This is a genomic window from Streptomyces sp. NPDC006610 (assembly GCF_040611575.1).
Taxonomy (GTDB): domain Bacteria; phylum Actinomycetota; class Actinomycetes; order Streptomycetales; family Streptomycetaceae; genus Streptomyces.
In genome coordinates this window covers 37613-54754 of record NZ_JBEXOP010000035.1, presented here as the reverse complement: position 1 = coordinate 54754, position 17142 = coordinate 37613, and the positions used below count along the sequence as shown (strand labels likewise).

Below are 17142 nucleotides of genomic sequence, written 5' to 3'. Positions count from 1 at the left end.
ACGGTGGCCGGGTCGCCGCGTGGCCCGCGTCGCCCAAGAGGCGGTCATGTGAACCCAACGTGTGCGTAAAGAAACAGAGGGAAACGCCGAGGTGCGTGGGGTTCGTCACTCCGCTCAGGTGTGAGGCCCCCTGGACAAATGGGCACTCGCCTCGCAGGATCATCTGAGTGCGGTCGGCACCGGATGAGCGCCAGAGGGAGACGGGCGCGGCATCCGGGTCGCGGCCCCCACGGGGCAGACAGTAAGAAAATCCCTCATTTAGGAGCGATCGTGGCGCGCGACATCGCGGCTCCCCCGAAAACCGTCCCCACCCGGCACCCGGAACTCCTCTCCTGGGTCGACGAGATCGCCCGACTGACCGAGCCGGACGAGGTGGTCTGGTGCGACGGGTCAGAGGCCGAATACGAGCGACTGTGCGAAGAGCTCGTGGCCAAGGGCACCTTCCGCAGGCTCGACCCGATCAAGCGCCCCCACTCCTACTACGCGGCCTCCGACCCGACCGACGTGGCCCGCGTCGAGGACCGGACCTTCATCTGCTCCGCGAAGGAGGAGGACGCCGGTCCCACCAACCACTGGAAGGACCCCGCGCAGATGCGGGAGATCTTCACCGGCGAGCAGGGGCTGTTCCGCGGCGCGATGCGCGGCCGCACCATGTACGTCGTGCCCTTCTGCATGGGCCCGCTCGGCTCCCCGCTGTCCGCGCTCGGCGTCGAGATCACCGACTCCGCCTACGTCGCCGTCTCGATGCGCACGATGACCCGGATGGGCAGCGCCGTGCTGGAGCAGCTCGGCGAGGACGGCGACTTCGTCAAGGCCGTCCACACCCTCGGCGCCCCGCTGGAGCCCGGCCAGGAGGACGTCCCCTGGCCCTGCAACTCCACCAAGTACATCTCGCACTTCCCCGAGGACCGCGAGATCTGGTCCTACGGCTCCGGCTACGGCGGCAACGCCCTGCTCGGCAAGAAGTGCTACGCCCTGCGCATCGCCTCCGTCATGGCCCGCGACGAGGGCTGGCTCGCCGAGCACATGCTCATCCTGAAGCTGACCCCGCCGCGAGGGGAGTCGAAGTACGTCGCCGCCGCCTTCCCGAGCGCCTGCGGCAAGACCAACCTCGCCATGCTGGAGCCGACCGTCCCCGGCTGGACGGTGGAGACCATCGGCGACGACATCGCCTGGATGCGCTTCGGCGAGGACGGCCGCCTCTACGCGATCAACCCCGAGGCCGGCTTCTTCGGCGTCGCCCCCGGCACCGGCGAGCACACCAACGCCAACGCGATGAAGACGCTGTGGGGCAACGCCGTCTTCACCAACGTCGCCCTCACCGACGACAACGACGTGTGGTGGGAGGGCATGACCGAGGAGCCGCCGGCCCACCTCACGGACTGGAAGGGCAACGACTGGACGCCCGCCTCCGGCACCCCGGCCGCGCACCCCAACGCCCGCTTCACCGTCCCGGCCTCGCAGTGCCCGATCATCGCGCCCGAGTGGGAGGACCCCCGGGGCGTGCCGATCTCCGCGATCCTCTTCGGCGGCCGGCGCGCCACCGCCGTACCGCTGGTGACCGAGTCCTTCGACTGGAACCACGGGGTCTTCCTCGGCGCCAACGTGGCCTCCGAGAAGACCGCCGCCGCCGAGGGCAAGGTCGGTGAGCTGCGCCGCGACCCGTTCGCCATGCTGCCCTTCTGCGGCTACAACATGGGCGACTACATGGGCCACTGGATCGACGTGGCCAAGGGCAAGGACCCGGCGAAGCTGCCGCGGATCTACTACGTCAACTGGTTCCGCAAGAACGACGACGGCCGGTTCGTCTGGCCCGGCTTCGGCGAGAACAGCCGCGTCCTGAAGTGGATCGTCGAGCGGCTGGAGGGCCGGGCCGAGGGCGTCGAGACCCCGATCGGCGTGCTGCCCGCCAAGGGCGCCCTCGACACCGAGGGCCTGGAGCTGTCCGAGGAGGACCTGGACTTCCTGCTCACCGTCGACAAGGACGTGTGGCGCGAGGAGGCCGCCCTGATCCCCGAGCACCTCGACACCTTCGGCGACCACACGCCCAAGGAGCTGTGGGACGAGTACCGCGCCCTCGTGGAGCGCCTGGGCTGAGCCCCGTACCCGAAGACCCCGCGGCCGGACCGAACCGACTGTGCCCTGACCGAAACATCGTCACGGCCGGCCGCGGACTCCTCGTCAGGCGCCGAGTCCGCCGCCCCCGCCGCGGCCCTCCAGGTAGCGGGTGTGGGACTCCTGGCGGCGGGCCTCCATGTCCCGCAGGTCCGCCGCCAGCCGCCGCGCGTCCCCGAGCAGCAGCTCCAGCTGGCGCTCCAGATGGCGCTCGGGCGGCTCCTGGCCCGGCGTCATCCGGTGCCACCAGCGGGTGCGCACGAAGGCGTCGACGGCCTCCGGGACGTCCTGGCGCACCGTCCGGGACAGCGCGTGCACGCCCTCCGGGTCCTGCGCCAGGATCTCGCCCACCCAGCCCGGCTCCAGCAGCGCCTCCAGCACGTCGGTCAGTTCCTTCAGCCGCTCGGCGGGGCCCGTGGGCACGTCGACGTCGGCGAGGTAGGCGCGCAGCCGGCCGAAGTCGGCGCGCACCTCCTCCAGCGGGGCCGACGGGTCGGCGAAGTCGGGCGGCGCGGGCCGCTCCGGCGGGGCGATCAGCGCGCCCGCGCCGTACAGGCCCACCACGACGACCGGCCAGTACGGCCCCGCCAACCCGGTGAACGTCAGCGCCAGGCCGACGATCCCGCAGGAGCTGCCCGTGATGTTCTTGCGGGACTCCAGATAGCCCAGGAATCTACTGGTAGCCACGGATCTCCTCGAAGGCGCCGTCCAGCGAGCCCTGCTCGGCGTCGAAGAGACGGCCGCCGGTCAGATCGGCGATCCGCTCCAGCTCGGAGCGGTCGGAGTCGCCGAAGTAGATCGGGAAGACCGGGATCTCCCGCTGCCGCGGGTCGAGCACCCGGTGGAAGGACTCGAAGTCCTCGGCCGTCGCGCCGGTGGTGTTGGCGCCGTCCGTCATCAGCACGATCGACGTGAACGTGTCCTCGTCGGCCGCGAGATGCTCGTACGCCTCCTGGAGCGAGGTGTAGATCGCGGTCTCGCCGTCGGCGGTGAGCGACTCGGCGTCCCGGCGGATGCCGTCCAGTCCCCGGCGCGGGTTCTGCGGGGTCACGATGTGCGTGCGCACGTCCTTGACCGTCGAGCCGAACGGCATGAGGGTGACCTCCTCGCGTTCCCGGAAGTCCTCGGTCAGGTCGACGAGCGCGTCCTTCAGCCCTTCGAGCCGGTCGCCCTCCATCGAGCCGGAGGTGTCCAGCACGTACACCGTCCGCGACGGGCGGCGCAGTTCGTTGTCGTAGGAGTCGATCAGCCCGTCGGCGACCGACCGGCTGCCCGGGAAGGGCAGTTCGCGCCGTCTGCCGGAGTCGAGTCCGGGCGCCGGCTCCACGGTGGAGACGACCGGGCGGCGGTGGGTGCGCGTGGTGATCTCGCGCTGGATCTCCGGGGTGCGCAGCGCCTGGGAGAGCCGGCGGAGGTCCTCGCGGGCCGTGGCGGGGGCGGACTTGAGGGAGGAGAGCGGGTAGTCGGCGGTGACGACGCCGTCGGAGGGGCGGATCACGGTCATGCCCGCGACGCCTCTGAGGACGGACTCGTAGTTGAGCAGCGCGTCGACGTTCGGGCGCTCCCGGTAGGCGGCGGCCAGCCAGCCCGACGAACCCGAGGTCAGCTTCTGCCCCTTGAAGAACTCCTTCAGCCGGGGCGTGGCCTTCTCCACGTCCGCGTCCGTGAGCGCCGACTGGGCGCCCGAGAGCGCGGACGCGACGGAGACCAGGGTGGCGAAGCCGGAGTTGGAGGCGGACGGGTCGGTCATGCCGTAGGTGAGGCCGTCCTCGCGGACCGCGCGCTCGATGTCCGACCAGGTGACGTCGTCCGGCTTCCAGCCGTGGGCGCGGGCGACGGGCTCGCGCACGCCGATGGCGACCGGGCTGGACATGATCGGCGTCTCCGAGAGGACCTGGTCGGCGGCGGCGGGGCGCAGCCGCAGATAGTCGTTGGAGGCCAGCCACACCGCGTCGTACCGCCCGTTCGCCGTGTCCCGGGCCAGGATGTCGACGGCGTCGAGGGTGCCGACGTAGGTCGGGCGGACGGTGATGCCGGTCTTCGCCCGCACCTTCTCCAGGATCGGCGCCATGTCGGCCAGTTCGCTGGAGGCCAGCACGCGCAGGGTGCCCGGCTGGTAGCTGGCGCCGTCGTCGAACTCGGACTCCTCGTCCATGGAGGTGCAGGCCGTCAGCACGGCCAGCGCGGCGGCGGCGAGGGCCAGCGGGCGTCCCCACAGGCGCATGCGTCTCATGCGAGGCCTCCCTCGAGGGCGCCCTGCGCCCGGCTGCGGTCCAAGTAGGCACTGGCGTTCTGCAGTTCGGCCGTCAGCGACTCCACGGTCGCGGCCATCGCCTCGGTGGCCTGCACCTTGTAGGTGTCGATGGCGTCGAGGGTGCGGTAGATCTGCTGGAAGGCGGTGCGCAGGGTCTCGGCGCCCACCGCCGGGTCGGCGGCGATCCGCTGGATCTCGCCGCTCTGCGTGGCGAGCATCTCGGCGTTGCCCCGGATCAGGTCCTCGGTGGTGCCGCGCAGCGCGTTCACCTGGTCGACCACCTTCTTCTGGTTGTCCAGCGCGGAGGCCAGCATGACCGAGATCCGCAGCGCGGAGACGGTGGTGGTGGCCGCGCGGTCGACGCCCTTGATCAGTTCCTCGTTGTTGCGGCGTACGACGTCCATGGCGAGGTAGCCCTGGGCGCACACCGCGAGCTGGGTGAGCAGGTCCTGGTGCTTCTGCCGGACCGGGAACAGCACGTCGGCGCGGAGACTGTCGGCCGCCTGCGGGTCGGCGCGCTCCACGCCGGCGATGTGCCGCTCCACGGCGGAGTCGAGGGCCTCGGTGAGGACGACGTACTCCTGGAGCTTGCCCATGGTCTCCCACAGGCGGACCCGTTCGGTCTGCAGCGCCGCGTTGTCCCGGCGCAGTTCGTCCTGGCCGCCGCGGAGCGTGCCGACGATCTTGTTGAGGGTGCCCTGCGCGGAGGCGTACTTGGCTACGTGGTCGCGCAGCCGGTTCCCGCCGGGCAGCCGGGACAGGAACCTGCGCCCCTTGGCCGTCGGCAGGTCCCTGGGGTCCAGGTCCTCCACCACGCGGCGCAGTTCCACGAGCGAGCCGGCGACCTGCGACTGGGCGTCGCCGCCCTTGTCGGGCAGGCTGCGCACGGTGCGTTCCAGCATCCGGTTGGACTGCGCGGCGGCGGTGCGCATCTCCCCGGCGCCGAGGGCGGTGATCTCGCCGACCCGGCCGGCGAACTCGGGTGAGCGGGCGTCGAGCGCGGCGAGGCCGGCCACGTAGTCGGCGGCCTTGCGGGCCATCTCGGCGCGGACCGCCTCGTCCACGGGCACGAGCCCCCCGGCCCGCTCGCGCGGCACCGCCGACACCGGCTCGGGCGGGGTGAGCGTGAAGGTGTCGTCGCGGCTGGCGCTGGTGTCCTGGCTGGCGCTGTACTCGGTCATCTGCTGATCCCCCTAGCCCCGCGTCCGGCTCGCCATGTCGCGCAGCACCTCGAAGGTGGGCACGGGAGCCTGCCGTACGCCGGTCAGCGTCTGGTTGAGGAAGTCGGTGCGGTCGGCCGTGGCCGCGGTGAACTCGCTGGTGCTGCCCTCCAGGCGGAACCCGTGCTCGACGGCGAGCTTGCGCAGGGCCGGGTCGGTGACGAGGAGTTCGCCGAGAGCGCGGCCCTCCTCGGTGATCGGCACGACGGTGTGGTCGCTGGTGGCGGTGGTGTCCGGGTAGAGGACGACCAGGTCGTCCACGGTGGCGTCCTTGGCGAGGTGGGCGGCGACCTGGGACTCGTAGACCAGGACGAGCGGGTTGCCGGCGCCGCTGACGAAGTCCAGGAACGCGCCCTCGGAGCTGGACTGCTGGGCGCCCTGCACGGTGATCAGCTTGCGCAGCAGCGGCGCGGTGCGGTCGATCCCCGCGGAGTCGGCGACGACCTTCTCGCCGTTGTCGACGTAGGAGGTGGCCGCGAGGTAAAGGGCGCCGGAGTTGGAGGTCTGGGGGTCGGTGGTGGCGATGAAGAGGGTGCCGGTCAGCTCCCCGTACCGCTCCGCGCCCTCGAGCTGCTGCCAGGTGCGGTCCTCCTCGGCGGCCTTCAGATAGGCCTTCATCCTCAGCACGCCGCGGCCCTCGGTCTCCAGCGTCGCCAGCCCGTTGTCCGCGAGGACCCGCGCGGCGTTCTCGTGGGCGATCACGACGAGGGGCGAGCGGAAGGGGCGGGGCAGCGGCTTCTTGGCGCCGACGTCGGCGGCGAGCGCGTCGGCCGGGGCCTGGCTGGACGGGAAGGCGAAGTCGTACGACTTCAGGTCCAGGTTGTCCATGGCCCAGGAACCCGAGGACTCGACCTGCACGGCGTAGCCCTTCGCGGCGAGGGCGTCCACCACCCTTCGGTCGCCGAAGAAGTCGGCCTTCTCCGACCCGATGACCCCCCGCACGGTCTTCGTTGCCGTGCCCTGGTCCTCGTTGCGGCCCGCTACGACGGCTGCCACGACGCCGCCGATCAGCAGGACCGCGAGGACGATGCCTGCGATTCTTTTCACGCGGCGAGCGTGCTCCCGGAACCCGACGTTCCCCACCGTGGCGGATGAACAGCGGGTAACACCCCGGTCCCGGTACGCAACGAGCGCCGTACGGTGCGTGGCGCCCGGTCCGCGCGCCGCTGTCGGTGCACGCGGACCGGGGCCGATCGGGGGGCGGTTACGCCTGGAGGGCGACGCGCGGCTCCAGGGCCCGCGCGTGCGCGTCCATGCGCTCGGCCGCCAGGATCGCCGCCGCGGTGTCGGCGCGGGACGCGGCGACGACCAGCGCCCGCCCGGCGAGGGCGTGGGCCCGGCGGTGCAGGGCGGCGAGGTGCGGCTCGGTGAGATGCGGCTCGGCGACGGCGGCCGACGCGCGGGCCGGCGACTGGCCGCCCCGCAGCCTGGTCACCTGGGCGGTCAGACGCTCGGCCGCGGCGTCCAGGTCCTCGGAGGGGGCCGTCGCGCGCAGCTCGTCGGTGACGGCGAGCAGTGCCGCGAGGTGGCCGGCGAGCTGGATGTCCAGCTCCTCCTCACGGGACCGGTGGGGGAAGTCGGCGGTGCCGCCGGCCATCGTGTGGACCGACTTGGCGCGGATCGGTTCGTACATGGGATGGCCTCCTTGTTGGCGGAAACCATCCTAGCTTAGATTCTGTCTAAAGTTGAGTTCGATCGTGCAGTCCGCCCGGCGGCCCGGTCAGCGCTGGCTGTAGCCGTCCAGGAAGTTGCCGATCCGGCCCACCGCGTCGCGCAGATCGCCGACCGTCGGCAGGGTGACCACCCGGAAGTGGTCCGGCTCGGGCCAGTTGAAGCCCGTGCCGTGCACCACCATGATCTTCTCGCGGCGCAGCAGGTCCAGCACCATCCTGCGGTCGTCCTTGATCTTGAAGACCTTGGGGTCCAGCCGCGGGAAGAGGTACAGCGCGCCCTTCGGCCGCACGCACGTCACGCCCGGGATCCGCGTCAGCAGGTCGTAGGCCACGTCCATCTGCTCGTGCAGCCGGCCGCCCGGCAGCACCAGATCGTTGATCGACTGGCGTCCGCTCAGGGCGGCGACCACGCCGTGCTGCCCCGGCATGTTGGCGCACAGGCGCATGTTCGCCAGTATCGTCAGGCCCTCGATGTAGGAGTCGGCGTGCGCGCGGGGGCCGGAGATCGCCATCCAGCCGACCCGGTAGCCGGCCACCCGGTACGCCTTCGACATGCCGTTGAAGGTGAGGGTGAGCAGGTCGGGGGCGACCGAGGCGGTCGGGACGTGCCGGGCGCCGTCGTAGAGGATCTTGTCGTAGATCTCGTCGGAGCACACCAGCAGGTTGTGGCGGCGGGCGATGTCGGTGAGGCCCCTGAGCATCGCCTCGTCGTAGACCGCGCCGGTCGGGTTGTTCGGGTTGATGACGACGATCGCCTTGGTGCGGTCGGTCACCTTGCGCTCGATGTCGGCGAGGTCGGGCATCCAGTCGGACTGCTCGTCGCAGCGGTAGTGCACCGCCGTACCGCCCGACAGGGCGACCGCGGCCGTCCACAGCGGGTAGTCCGGGGCCGGCACGAGGACCTCGTCGCCGTCGTCCAGCAGGCCCTGCATCGCCATGGTGATCAGCTCGGAGACGCCGTTGCCGATGAAGACGTGTTCGACGTCGGTCTCGATGCCGAGGGTCTGGTTGTGCATCACCACGGCCCGGCGCGCGGCCAGCAGGCCCTTGGCGTCGCCGTAGCCGTGGGCCGTGGAGACGTTGCGGAGGACGTCCTCCAGGATCTCCGGGGGGCACTCGAAACCGAACGCCGCGGGGTTGCCGGTGTTGAGCTTCAGGATGCGATGACCGGCCGCTTCCAGCCGCATCGCCTCCTCGAGCACCGGTCCCCGGATCTCGTAACAGACGTTGGCGAGCTTCGTCGACTGGATCACCTGCATGTCTGGAGCTTACGACCCGGTACGGCTCCCCGGGCCGTGTTTTCCGACACTGCGGGGGCAGGGCGGTTTGCGATGGTATGACCGGCGGCTGTCCCCGGAACCCTCGCAGTCCCTACAATGCGCGGCCATGTCCGAGCACCGACCGACCGGTGACAACGCGTACGGCGACGAGCCCCAGGGCCCGCCGAACGTGTACCTCCCGCTGCCGGGGGAGACCCCCGACTACCAGGAGTACGCCGACCCGGCGGCGGCGCACGGCTGGGAGAACGGCTACGACGCCACGGCCGAGCTGCCGAGGGTGACGGACGGCGCTCCGCGTCCGCCGCGCCACTCCCGGCGCAGGCCGCCCGCCCGGCGGGGCCGCCGGGCCGCGGCGGCGGCCGGCGCGCTGGGCGCGGTGTCGCTGGCCGCGGTGATCGCCGGGTTCTCCTTCTCCGGCTCCTCGCCCTCAAAGGACGTGCGCGGCGAGCACGACCGCACGGGCGTGCCCACGGCCGGCGAGTCCGGGGCCACCGCCTCCTCCGAGGGGACGGCGCCCTCCGCGACCGCCCCGGCGGCCGATGCCGGAACGCCGTCCGTCCCGGCCCCGCCGTCCGGCACCGCGTCCGGCGCCCCCGGGTCCGCGTCGGCCCCCGCGCCGGCGACCTCCGCCGCGCCCGCGACCACCGCCGCCCCGCGCCCTTCCGCGACGCCGACGGCCACGGCGACCGCGGGTCCGGGCGGCGGGGGCGGAAAGCCGGGACGGGGACACGGGGCGACCAAGGGGCCCAAGTAGGGCGGGCGTCCGGGGCGGCTCCCGTGGATGGGCAGGGTGTGCTGCTCGACGCGACGGCAGTGGGGCCGCCGGGGAGGGCCGTTGCGGCGCCTGCCCCACGGCCACGGGCCGGGGGTCGGAAGGGGGCGCGCCCGGGTCGGGGCGTGGTCGCGGTTCCCGTCCGAGGCCCGACGCGGCCGGAGCTGACGACGTGCCGGAGCCTACGGCGTGGAGGCCGGCGGGGCGAAGGTTCGGCAGGCCGACGGCGACGGTTCGGCGGGACTGACGGCGAGGGCTCGGGGGACCGACGGCGCGCGCCGGGCAGGTTTCCGCGGGTGAATCGGCGGTGCGGCGGGCCGGGTCGACGGCTCCCGGGCCGGCCGCACGGGCGGGCCGGTCAGCCGGTGGGGGTCCGGCGGACCGCGCGACCCGCGAGGACGTCGGTGCGCCGGCCGTCCTCGATGACGAAGCGGCCGTCGACCAGGACGTACGGGATGCCCGTCGGCAGGGCGCGCGGGGCGTCGTAGGCCGCGCCGGCGGCGACCGTGGCCGGATCGAACAGGACCAGGTCGGCGCGGTGGCCCTCGCGGACCACGCCCCGGTCGGGCAGCCGCAGCCGGGCCGCCGGGCGGCCGGTGAGACGGGCCACGCACTCCTCCAGCGTCAGCACGCCCAGCTCCCGCACGTACCGGCCGAGGTAGTGCGGGAACGTGCCGTAGGCGCGGGGGTGGGGCTTCGCGCCCTGGAGGATGCCGTCCGAGCCCCCGGTGTGCGCCCGGTGCCGCATGATCGCGCGGACGTTCTCCTCGTGGCCGACGTGCTGGAGGACGGTCGGGCCGAGCCGGTCGCCGACCAGCAGCCGGTGGGCGACGGTCCACGGCTCCTCGCCGTGCAGCGCCGCCGACTCCGCCACCGTACGGCCGACGTACGCGCCGAACGCCGGATCGGTCACGCCGGAGATCTCGACCGTGTCCCACTCCACCGGCACCCCGTGACAGCCGTCCGAGCCGGTGACCTCCAGCTCGTGCCGGATCCGCGCGGCCGTCGCCGGGTCCGCCAGCCGGGCCAGCAGCGCCTGGGGGCCGCCCGCGCCCGCCCAGCCCGGCAGCAGCGCGGCGAGGGTGGTGCAGCCGGCGGTGTACGGATAGCTGTCGAGGGTGACGTCGGCGCCGGCGTCGAGCGCCGCGTCGAGGAGCGCCCCCAGCTCGGGGGCGCGGCCCGCGTTCACGCCGAAGTTCATCGTGGCGTGGGCCAGGTGCAGGGCGCAGCCCGCCTCCCGGGCCACGGCCAGCATCTCGCCGTACGCCTCCAGCGCGCCGGCGCCGTAGGAGCGGTGGTGCGGGCAGTAGTAGCCGCCGTAGCGGGCGACGACCCGGCACAGCTCGGTCAGCTCGGCCGCGTCGGCGTACATGCCGGGCGTGTAGGTGAGCCCGGAGGACAGGCCGACCGCGCCCTGTTCCAGGCCCTCGGCGACCAGCCGCCGCATCCGCTCCAGCTCCTCCGGCGTCGCCGCCCGGTCCTCCCAGCCGACGACCAGCGCCCGGACGGTGCCCTGCGGGACGAGGTAGGCGGCGTTCACCGCGATGCCGCGGTCGAGGCGGTCCAGGTACTCGCCGACCGTCCGCCAGTCGAAGTCGACGTCGTCGCCGGGGCCGTTCCACCCGGCGATCGCCCGGCGCACCTCGGCGAGCGTGCGGTCGTCGACCGGCGCGTACGACAGCCCGTCCTGGCCGAGCACCTCCAGCGTCACGCCCTGCGCGGCCTTGGCGCTGTGGTCGGGGTCGCGCAGCAGGGCGAGGTCGCTGTGCGCGTGCATGTCGATGAAGCCGGGGGCGAGGACGAGGCCCTCGGCGTCCAGCTCGCGCCGGGCCCGGGGGCGCTGGCAGCCGGCGGCCGCCGCCTCCTTGACGATCGAGACGATCCGGCCGCCGCCGATCACGACGTCGGCGCGGTAGGAGTCCGCCCCGGTGCCGTCGACGACGTCCGCGTCCCGGACGACCAGCTCCTCCACCGTGCCCCCTAGAAGAACGTGCGGACGCAGTCGACCACCGTGCCGTCCGCCTCCGCCACCGGGATCAGTTGCCACTTGTCGAAGGACGTGCACGGGTGGGACAGGCCGAGGCCGACCCAGTCGCCGACCTCCAGGTCCGCGTCCGGGCCGGTGCGCAGCCAGGTGTGCTGGTCGGACAGGGCGGTCACCTCGATCCCGGCGGCCGGGCGCTCGGTGCCGCCCCGGCGCACGGCCTGCGGGACCGGCAGATCGAGGTCGTACGCCGCGTCCCGCTTGCCCGCGTTGAGGAACGCCTGGCCGGGGGAGGGCCGGGAGACGACCTGCGTCCAGAGCCGGAACGCGGGTTCGAGGGCGCCCTCCTCGGGGACGCGGGCGAAGGGGGTGAGCCTGCGGTAGTGGCCGTCGTCGTGGGAGACGTACGCGCCCGAGCGCAGCAGCCTCAGCACCGGCCGCGACATGTCCGGGACGCCGGCGAACGCCTCGGCGACCGCGTCGAACCAGGCGCTGCCGCCCGCGCTGACGACGATCTCCTCCGCCTTTGCGAACCGCCCGGCGCGGTCGAAGTCCGCCGCGAGCGCGACCAGCCGGCGCAGCCACGCCGCCACCCGCTGCGGGTCGGCCCGCGGCACCTCGCCCTCGTAGCCCGCGACGCCGGTCAGCCGCAGGCCGGGGGCGGCGGCCACCGCGTCCGCCACCTCGGCGCACTCCGCCTCCGTGCGCACACCGGTGCGGGCCCCCTCACCGGCGGCCAGCTCGACCACCACGTCCACCGGGCGGGCCGCCGTACCCTCCAGGGCGGCGGACATCAGCTCGACGCCGCGCACCGAGTCGACGTAACAGACGAACCGGAAGTCCGGGTCGGCGGCCAGTTCGGCGGCGACCCAGCGCAGCGCCGCCGGGTCGACCAGCTGATTGGCGAGAAAGACCCGCCCGACGCCGAACGCCCGTGCCACGCGCACCTGGTGCGGCACGGCGAGCGTGATGCCCCAGGCGCCGTACTCGATCTGACGGTGGAACAGCTGCGGGGCCATGGAGGTCTTGCCGTGCGGGGCGAAGGCGAGGCCGTGCCGGGCGGCGTACCCGGCCATCAGCCGCAGGTTGTGCTCCAGGTGCTCGGCGGACAGGGCGAGGACGGGGGTGGTGAAGCCGCCGGTGAACAGGTTGCGGCGCTGGGCGGCCAGCTCGCCGACGGTCAGTCCGTCGGCGTCCGGGGGCAGACCCTTGAAGCGGTGGTCGACGCGTTCCTCGGCGAGGCGGGCGAGGGCGTCGGTACCGGTGTTGCGGGCCATGCAACCCTCCAGACGAGACTGCTGCCGGTCGCGTTGCAGACAGTGCAACGCGCATTGCGTATGTTGCTCCCCGCTGTCTAACATCTCGGCCGAGCGCGGGTCAACGGTGTCTCCCGCGTCCCGCCGCCGACCGAGGAGCCCCGCCGTCGTGTCCTCCAACGGTGCCCTCGCCACCCCCGACGCCCCCGCGCTCGTGGACGTCGTCGCGCTCGGCGAGTCCATGGTCGCCTTCCTGCCCGCCCGGCCCGGCCGCCTCGCCGACGTGCCCTCCTTCGACCGGGCGATCGGCGGCGCCGAGTCCAACGTCGCCTGCGCGCTGGCCGCCGCCGGGCACACCGCCCGCTGGGTCGGCCGGGTCGGCGCCGACGGCTTCGGCGACCATCTGGTCGGCGCGATCGCGGCGTACGGCGTCGACGTCTGCGCCGTGCGCCGGGACCCCGACCGGCCGACCGGCGTCTACTTCCGCACGGGCGGGGACCGGGCCGGCGCGGGCCACGAGGTGGCCTACTACCGCGCCGGGTCGGCGGCCTCCGCGATGGGCGTCGGCACCGTCGACCTCGCCGCCGTCCGCGCGGGACGCGTGCTGCACCTGTCCGGGATCACCGCCGCGCTCTCCGGCGACTGCCTCGACCTGCTGCGCGAGCTGACCGCGCCCCGCCCCGGCCGCCCGCTGGTCTCCTTCGACGTCAACCACCGGCCCTCGCTGTGGCGGGGGCGCCGGGGCGCCGACGGCCCGCGGCTGCTGCTCGACCTCGCCCGCGGCGCCGACCTCGTCTTCGTCGGCGAGGACGAGGCCCGCGAGGCCTGGGGACTGGACGGGCCCGAGGCCCTGCGCGACGCCCTTCCCGAACCGGCCGCGCTCGTCGTCAAGCAGGGGCGCGGCGGCGCGACCGTCCTCGACCGGGAGGGCGGCGTCACCTTCGCCCCCGCCCTCCGCGTCGACGTCGTCGCCGAGGTCGGCGCGGGCGACGCCTTCGCCGCCGGGTACCTCTCCGCCACCCTGCGCGGGCTGCCCGTCCGCGACCGGCTGCGCCACGGCCACCTCATGGCCGCCGCCGCCCTCACCGTCCCCGGCGACCTCGCCCCGCCGCCCGCCCGCGACCACGCCGACCGGCTGGCCGCACTGGACGACGCGGCGTGGGGGAGACTGCGACTCGGCCCCGGCTGGACCGGCCGGACGGCGGACGGGCGCGGGAAGGACGGCACCGGCCGGGCGCCGCACCCGGCCGTGGCGGACCGCACCGGCCGGGCCGCGCACCGGGCCGAGGAGGAGAGGCGTACGCCATGAGCCAGACCGTCGACCGCGCGCTGAGCATCCTGCCCCTGCTCGCCGAGGGCCCCGCCGGTCTCGGCGAGGTCGCCGACCGGCTCGGCGTGCACAAGTCCACCGCCCTGCGCCTCCTGCGCACCCTGCACGAACACGGCCTCGTCTACCGCCAGTCCGACCAGCGCTACCGCCTCGGCGCCCGGCTGTTCGCGCTCGCGCAGGAGGCCATGGAGAACCTCGACGTCCGCGAGATCGCCCACCCCCACCTCGTCCGCCTCGGCGAGAGCTGCGGACACACCGTGCACCTCGCGGTGTACGAGGACGGCGAGGTGCTCTACATCGACAAGGTCGACAGCCGTTACCCCGTCCGGATGTACTCGCGCATCGGCCGCCCCGTCGCCATCACCGTCGCCGCCGTCGCCAAGCTGCTCCTCGCCGACCTCCCCGAGCCCGAGCGCCGCGCCCTCGCGGAGAAGCTCGACTACCCGATGTACACCGCCCGTTCGACGCCGGGCCCCGCCGCCTTCCTGCGGGAGCTGGAGAAGGTGCGCGAACAGGGCTGGGCCACCGACATGGGCGGCCACGAGGAGTCCATCAACTGCGTCGCCGCGCCGGTGCGCGGGGCCGACGGCCGGGTCGCCGCCGCGATGTCGGTGTCCGCCCCCAACGTGGTCGTCACCGGCGACGAACTCCTCGCGCTGCTCCCGCTGGTGCGCCGTACGGCGGACGCGATCAGCGCGGAGTACTCCGGGAGGACCCCCGGACCCGGCCCCGGCCCCCGGCAAGAAACCGACGGAACCGACGGAACCCAAGGAACCCCATGACCGACAAGATCGCCCTCACGCCCGGCACCCACACCGCGCCGCCCGCGAAGTTCTCGCACGGCGTGCGCAAGGGCAACATCCTCCAGGTCGCCGGGCAGGTCGGCTTCCTGCCCGCCGAGGAGGGCCGGCCCCCGACGCCGGCCGGCCCGACCCTGCGCGAGCAGACCCTGCAGACGCTCGCCAACGTCAAGGCGATCCTGGAGGAGGGCGGAGCGACCTGGGACGACGTGATGATGATCCGCGTCTATCTGACGGACGTGGACCACTTCGCCGAGATGAACGCCCTCTACGACGCCTACTTCGAGGAGCAGGGGCTCACCCAGCCGCCCGCCGCCCGTACGACCGTCTACGTCGGCCTGCCGCCGGGCCTGCTGATCGAGATCGACGCCCTCGCCGTGCTGGGCTGATCCGCGCCGTTCTGCGGGGCCCCGCAGGGCTGCGTGCGGCCGTTTCGTGTAGGGGTCTGATAACGAAGTCGGTGTCGACTGTCTCCGGCACAGGTTTGTCGACCATACTGCTCCGCTGTGGAGCAGCAGCGTATAGGTACGAGCAGCCAGCCCCTGGAGGGCGCCGGTTTCGACCCGGCCTTCATCCCCGGGCTCACCTCGCCCGCCGCCGGCGAACCGGAGGACGCGACCGAGGAGACGCCCGAGGCGTCGGGCGCCGGCTCCGAGGAGACCGGTGACGTCGCGGCGTCCGAGGGGGAACCGGCAGAGGCGGAGCCGGACGACGAGGCGGAGGACGAGGCGGTCGTCGACGGCCCCGTCTTCGAGGCCGCCGACTTCCGGGCCCGCATCGTCGCCGACCGCAGGGGCGTGCGCCTGAGCCTCGACGAGGAGCGGTGCGAGTTCCGCTGGGACGAGATCGGCGCGGTGGAGACGGAGACGGCCCGCTTCGGCAAGCGGTACACCGTCACCGTCCACACGCACGAACGCCGCTGGTACCCGATCGAGATCCTGGCCAGGTCCCGCTCCCAGCACAAGGAGTGGGACGAGCGCCTGGACGAGGTCCTCGACGCCTACTTCGAGGAAGGCGCCGAGGACCGCGACGGCGACGCCGCGAAGGACCGGGAGAGCGACGACTGATTCAGCAGTACTGCGCCTGCTTGCCGATGGAGCGGTACATGCAGTCCGCGTTCTCCAGCAGTTGCAGGACCGCGTCCCGGTTCCGGGAGGTCTCCCGCTCGATCACCTCGTCGGGCGGGTAGAAACCGCCCCCGGAACTGGACGCCGGGTACATCTCGAAGGTGTATCCGAAGATCTTGTGCACGCCCCAGAGGTAGTCGTCGATCGACCCGTCGGTGATGTAGAGGTCGCTGGACTGCTCCGCGGTGTAGCCGTTGCTGGCGCCCATCTTCTGCCCGACCGCGGCGAAGGCGTTGCGGTCGTCCGCCGTCATCCCGGTCGTGGTGTCCGAGTAGGTGTAGCCGAACGGCCACAGCACCAGCTCGCTGTACGTGTGGAAGTCGATGCCCGCCTTGATCTGCTGCGTGCCGCCGACGACCCGGCTGCGCACGAAGTCGGACACGACCTTGACCTCCTTGGCCGACTCGGGGGCGCTGCCCCGGTAGGTGTCGGAGGACGGTGAGCCGGAGGAGCCGCCGCAGCAGCCCCAGCGGTAGTTCCAGTTGCGGTTCAGGTCGGTGCCGACGTAGGTCGAACCGGAGTTGGGCTGCCGGTTCTTGCGCCAGGAGCGGTAGGAGCCGCTGGCGATGTCGTACTCGCCGCCGTCCGGGTTGAGGTCCGGGATGATCCAGATCTCGCGGTTGTTCACCATGCTGGTGACCCGGGAGTCGGTGCCGTAGTCGGAGGTCAGCTCGCGCAGCAGGTAGAGCGCCATCTCGACGGTGAGGTGCTCGCGGGCGTGCTGGTGGTGGGTGAACAGCACCTCGGGCTCGGCCTCGTCGCTGCCGACGTTGTCGCTGATCTTCACGGCGACGATGTTGCGGCCCTGGTAGGAGGTGCCGATGACCCGCTGGCTGGCGATGGACGGGTTCGCCGAGACGATCGAGTTGATCGCCGTCGTCATCTCCGCGTAGTTGTGGTAACGCGAGTCGGCGGACGGGAAGTCGTAGAGGCGGATGTCGTCCTCGCCGGCGGAGCGGTCGGGGACGGCGCCGAGGGCGGTGACGTCGTAGCCGAGCGCGCGCAGCTTCCTGATCTGGTCGGCGCGGCCGGAGACCACGACGCCGTGGCCGTGCACCTCGTCGACGGTGACGCCGGCCCGCTGGAGGGCCGTGCGGTCCTCCGCGGTGGAGTGCAGGTGGACCTCGTACTGGCGGACGTCGTCCGCCGAGGCCGTGGCCCGTTCGGCGCTGTCGGCGGTGGCGTCGGTGGCCGTCGCCGAGAGGGGGGCCGCGAGGGTGAGGGCCAGCAGGGCGGCGACGGCGGCGGTGCGCCTGCCGCCGCGAACGCCCGAGCCGCGGATGCGAAGTCGCATGAAGTCTCCTTGGTTCTCCAGGAGTTCCGGGGTCTTC

15 protein-coding genes are annotated in these 17142 nt (G+C 73.1%); 6 read left to right on the top strand and 9 right to left on the bottom strand.

Annotated features, from left to right (window positions below):
- The first annotated feature begins 270 nt into the window (after positions 1–270).
- Positions 271–2097, top strand: a complete 1827-nt coding sequence (locus ABZY13_RS25230; RefSeq protein ID WP_356634505.1) for a phosphoenolpyruvate carboxykinase (GTP) — start codon at positions 271–273, stop codon at positions 2095–2097.
- Positions 2098–2181: 84 nt separating this feature from the next.
- Here ABZY13_RS25230 and ABZY13_RS25225 read toward each other — a convergent pair whose 3' ends face one another.
- The 6 genes from ABZY13_RS25225 to ABZY13_RS25200 all read right to left on the bottom strand — a co-directional run bounded on the left by ABZY13_RS25225 (position 2182) and on the right by ABZY13_RS25200 (position 8521).
- Complete coding sequence (locus tag ABZY13_RS25225) at positions 2182–2802, bottom strand: hypothetical protein (RefSeq protein WP_356634503.1); 621 nt, start codon at positions 2800–2802, stop codon at positions 2182–2184.
- Positions 2789–4348 carry a substrate-binding and VWA domain-containing protein gene (locus tag ABZY13_RS25220; protein ID WP_356634501.1) on the bottom strand — a complete coding sequence of 520 codons (1560 nt, stop codon included), beginning with the start codon at positions 4346–4348 and terminating at the stop codon, positions 2789–2791. Before ABZY13_RS25220 ends, ABZY13_RS25225 begins: the two co-directional genes overlap by 14 nt.
- Positions 4345–5550, bottom strand: a complete 1206-nt coding sequence (locus ABZY13_RS25215; RefSeq protein ID WP_356634499.1) for a toxic anion resistance protein — start codon at positions 5548–5550, stop codon at positions 4345–4347. Before ABZY13_RS25215 ends, ABZY13_RS25220 begins: the two co-directional genes overlap by 4 nt.
- A gap of 12 nt (positions 5551–5562) precedes the next feature.
- A complete protein-coding gene (locus tag ABZY13_RS25210; RefSeq protein WP_356634497.1) occupies positions 5563–6636 on the bottom strand; it encodes a substrate-binding domain-containing protein in 1074 nt (357 codons plus the stop codon).
- Between the two features lie 157 nt (positions 6637–6793).
- Positions 6794–7222 (bottom strand): hypothetical protein, encoded by a 429-nt coding sequence (locus ABZY13_RS25205; RefSeq protein WP_356634495.1) that lies wholly within the window; start codon positions 7220–7222, stop codon positions 6794–6796.
- Positions 7223–7309: 87 nt separating this feature from the next.
- Positions 7310–8521, bottom strand: a complete 1212-nt coding sequence (locus ABZY13_RS25200) for a pyridoxal phosphate-dependent aminotransferase (protein ID WP_356634493.1) — start codon at positions 8519–8521, stop codon at positions 7310–7312.
- A gap of 127 nt (positions 8522–8648) precedes the next feature.
- Here ABZY13_RS25200 and ABZY13_RS25195 point away from each other — a divergent pair, with 127 nt between their 5' ends.
- Entirely contained in the window at positions 8649–9296 is a 648-nt protein-coding gene (locus ABZY13_RS25195; protein ID WP_356634491.1) for a hypothetical protein, read from the top strand.
- 376 nt (positions 9297–9672) lie between these two features.
- Here the strand turns inward: ABZY13_RS25195 and ABZY13_RS25190 are convergent, their stop codons facing one another.
- Both ABZY13_RS25190 and ABZY13_RS25185 read right to left on the bottom strand, forming a co-directional pair.
- A complete protein-coding gene (locus ABZY13_RS25190) occupies positions 9673–11286 on the bottom strand; it encodes a D-aminoacylase (protein ID WP_356634489.1) in 1614 nt (537 codons plus the stop codon).
- A gap of 8 nt (positions 11287–11294) precedes the next feature.
- Positions 11295–12575 carry an amino acid deaminase gene (locus ABZY13_RS25185; RefSeq protein ID WP_356634487.1) on the bottom strand — a complete coding sequence of 427 codons (1281 nt, stop codon included), beginning with the start codon at positions 12573–12575 and terminating at the stop codon, positions 11295–11297.
- A 148-nt stretch (positions 12576–12723) separates the two neighbouring features.
- On the opposite strand from ABZY13_RS25185, the gene ABZY13_RS25180 reads away from it, so the two are divergent.
- From ABZY13_RS25180 to ABZY13_RS25165, 4 genes are all read left to right on the top strand, one after another.
- Complete coding sequence (locus tag ABZY13_RS25180; RefSeq protein WP_356634485.1) at positions 12724–13863, top strand: sugar kinase; 1140 nt, start codon at positions 12724–12726, stop codon at positions 13861–13863.
- Positions 13860–14666: an IclR family transcriptional regulator gene (locus ABZY13_RS25175; protein ID WP_356634483.1), complete on the top strand. Its 807-nt coding sequence runs from the start codon at positions 13860–13862 to the stop codon at positions 14664–14666. The genes ABZY13_RS25180 and ABZY13_RS25175 overlap by 4 nt, the downstream gene beginning before the upstream one ends.
- Positions 14663–15073: a RidA family protein gene (locus ABZY13_RS25170; protein WP_356634481.1), complete on the top strand. Its 411-nt coding sequence runs from the start codon at positions 14663–14665 to the stop codon at positions 15071–15073. Before ABZY13_RS25175 ends, ABZY13_RS25170 begins: the two co-directional genes overlap by 4 nt.
- A 117-nt stretch (positions 15074–15190) precedes the next feature.
- Positions 15191–15751 (top strand): hypothetical protein, encoded by a 561-nt coding sequence (locus tag ABZY13_RS25165; protein ID WP_356634479.1) that lies wholly within the window; start codon positions 15191–15193, stop codon positions 15749–15751.
- A 1-nt stretch (position 15752) separates the two neighbouring features.
- Here ABZY13_RS25165 and ABZY13_RS25160 read toward each other — a convergent pair whose 3' ends face one another.
- Positions 15753–17105, bottom strand: coding sequence for a M14 family metallopeptidase (locus ABZY13_RS25160; RefSeq protein WP_356634477.1), 1353 nt, complete (start codon positions 17103–17105; stop codon positions 15753–15755).
- Positions 17106–17142: the final 37 nt, after the last annotated feature.

Coding starts and splice junctions, on each gene's coding strand:
- ABZY13_RS25195 (WP_356634491.1), top strand. CDS start 8,649: ATGTCCGAGCACCGACCGACCGGTGACAACGCGTACGGCGACGAGCCC.
- ABZY13_RS25205 (WP_356634495.1), bottom strand. CDS start 7,222: ATGTACGAACCGATCCGCGCCAAGTCGGTCCACACGATGGCCGGCGGC.
- ABZY13_RS25185 (WP_356634487.1), bottom strand. CDS start 12,575: ATGGCCCGCAACACCGGTACCGACGCCCTCGCCCGCCTCGCCGAGGAA.
- ABZY13_RS25220 (WP_356634501.1), bottom strand. CDS start 4,348: ATGAGACGCATGCGCCTGTGGGGACGCCCGCTGGCCCTCGCCGCCGCC.
- ABZY13_RS25160 (WP_356634477.1), bottom strand. CDS start 17,105: ATGCGACTTCGCATCCGCGGCTCGGGCGTTCGCGGCGGCAGGCGCACC.
- ABZY13_RS25170 (WP_356634481.1), top strand. CDS start 14,663: ATGACCGACAAGATCGCCCTCACGCCCGGCACCCACACCGCGCCGCCC.
- ABZY13_RS25200 (WP_356634493.1), bottom strand. CDS start 8,521: ATGCAGGTGATCCAGTCGACGAAGCTCGCCAACGTCTGTTACGAGATC.
- ABZY13_RS25175 (WP_356634483.1), top strand. CDS start 13,860: ATGAGCCAGACCGTCGACCGCGCGCTGAGCATCCTGCCCCTGCTCGCC.
- ABZY13_RS25215 (WP_356634499.1), bottom strand. CDS start 5,550: ATGACCGAGTACAGCGCCAGCCAGGACACCAGCGCCAGCCGCGACGAC.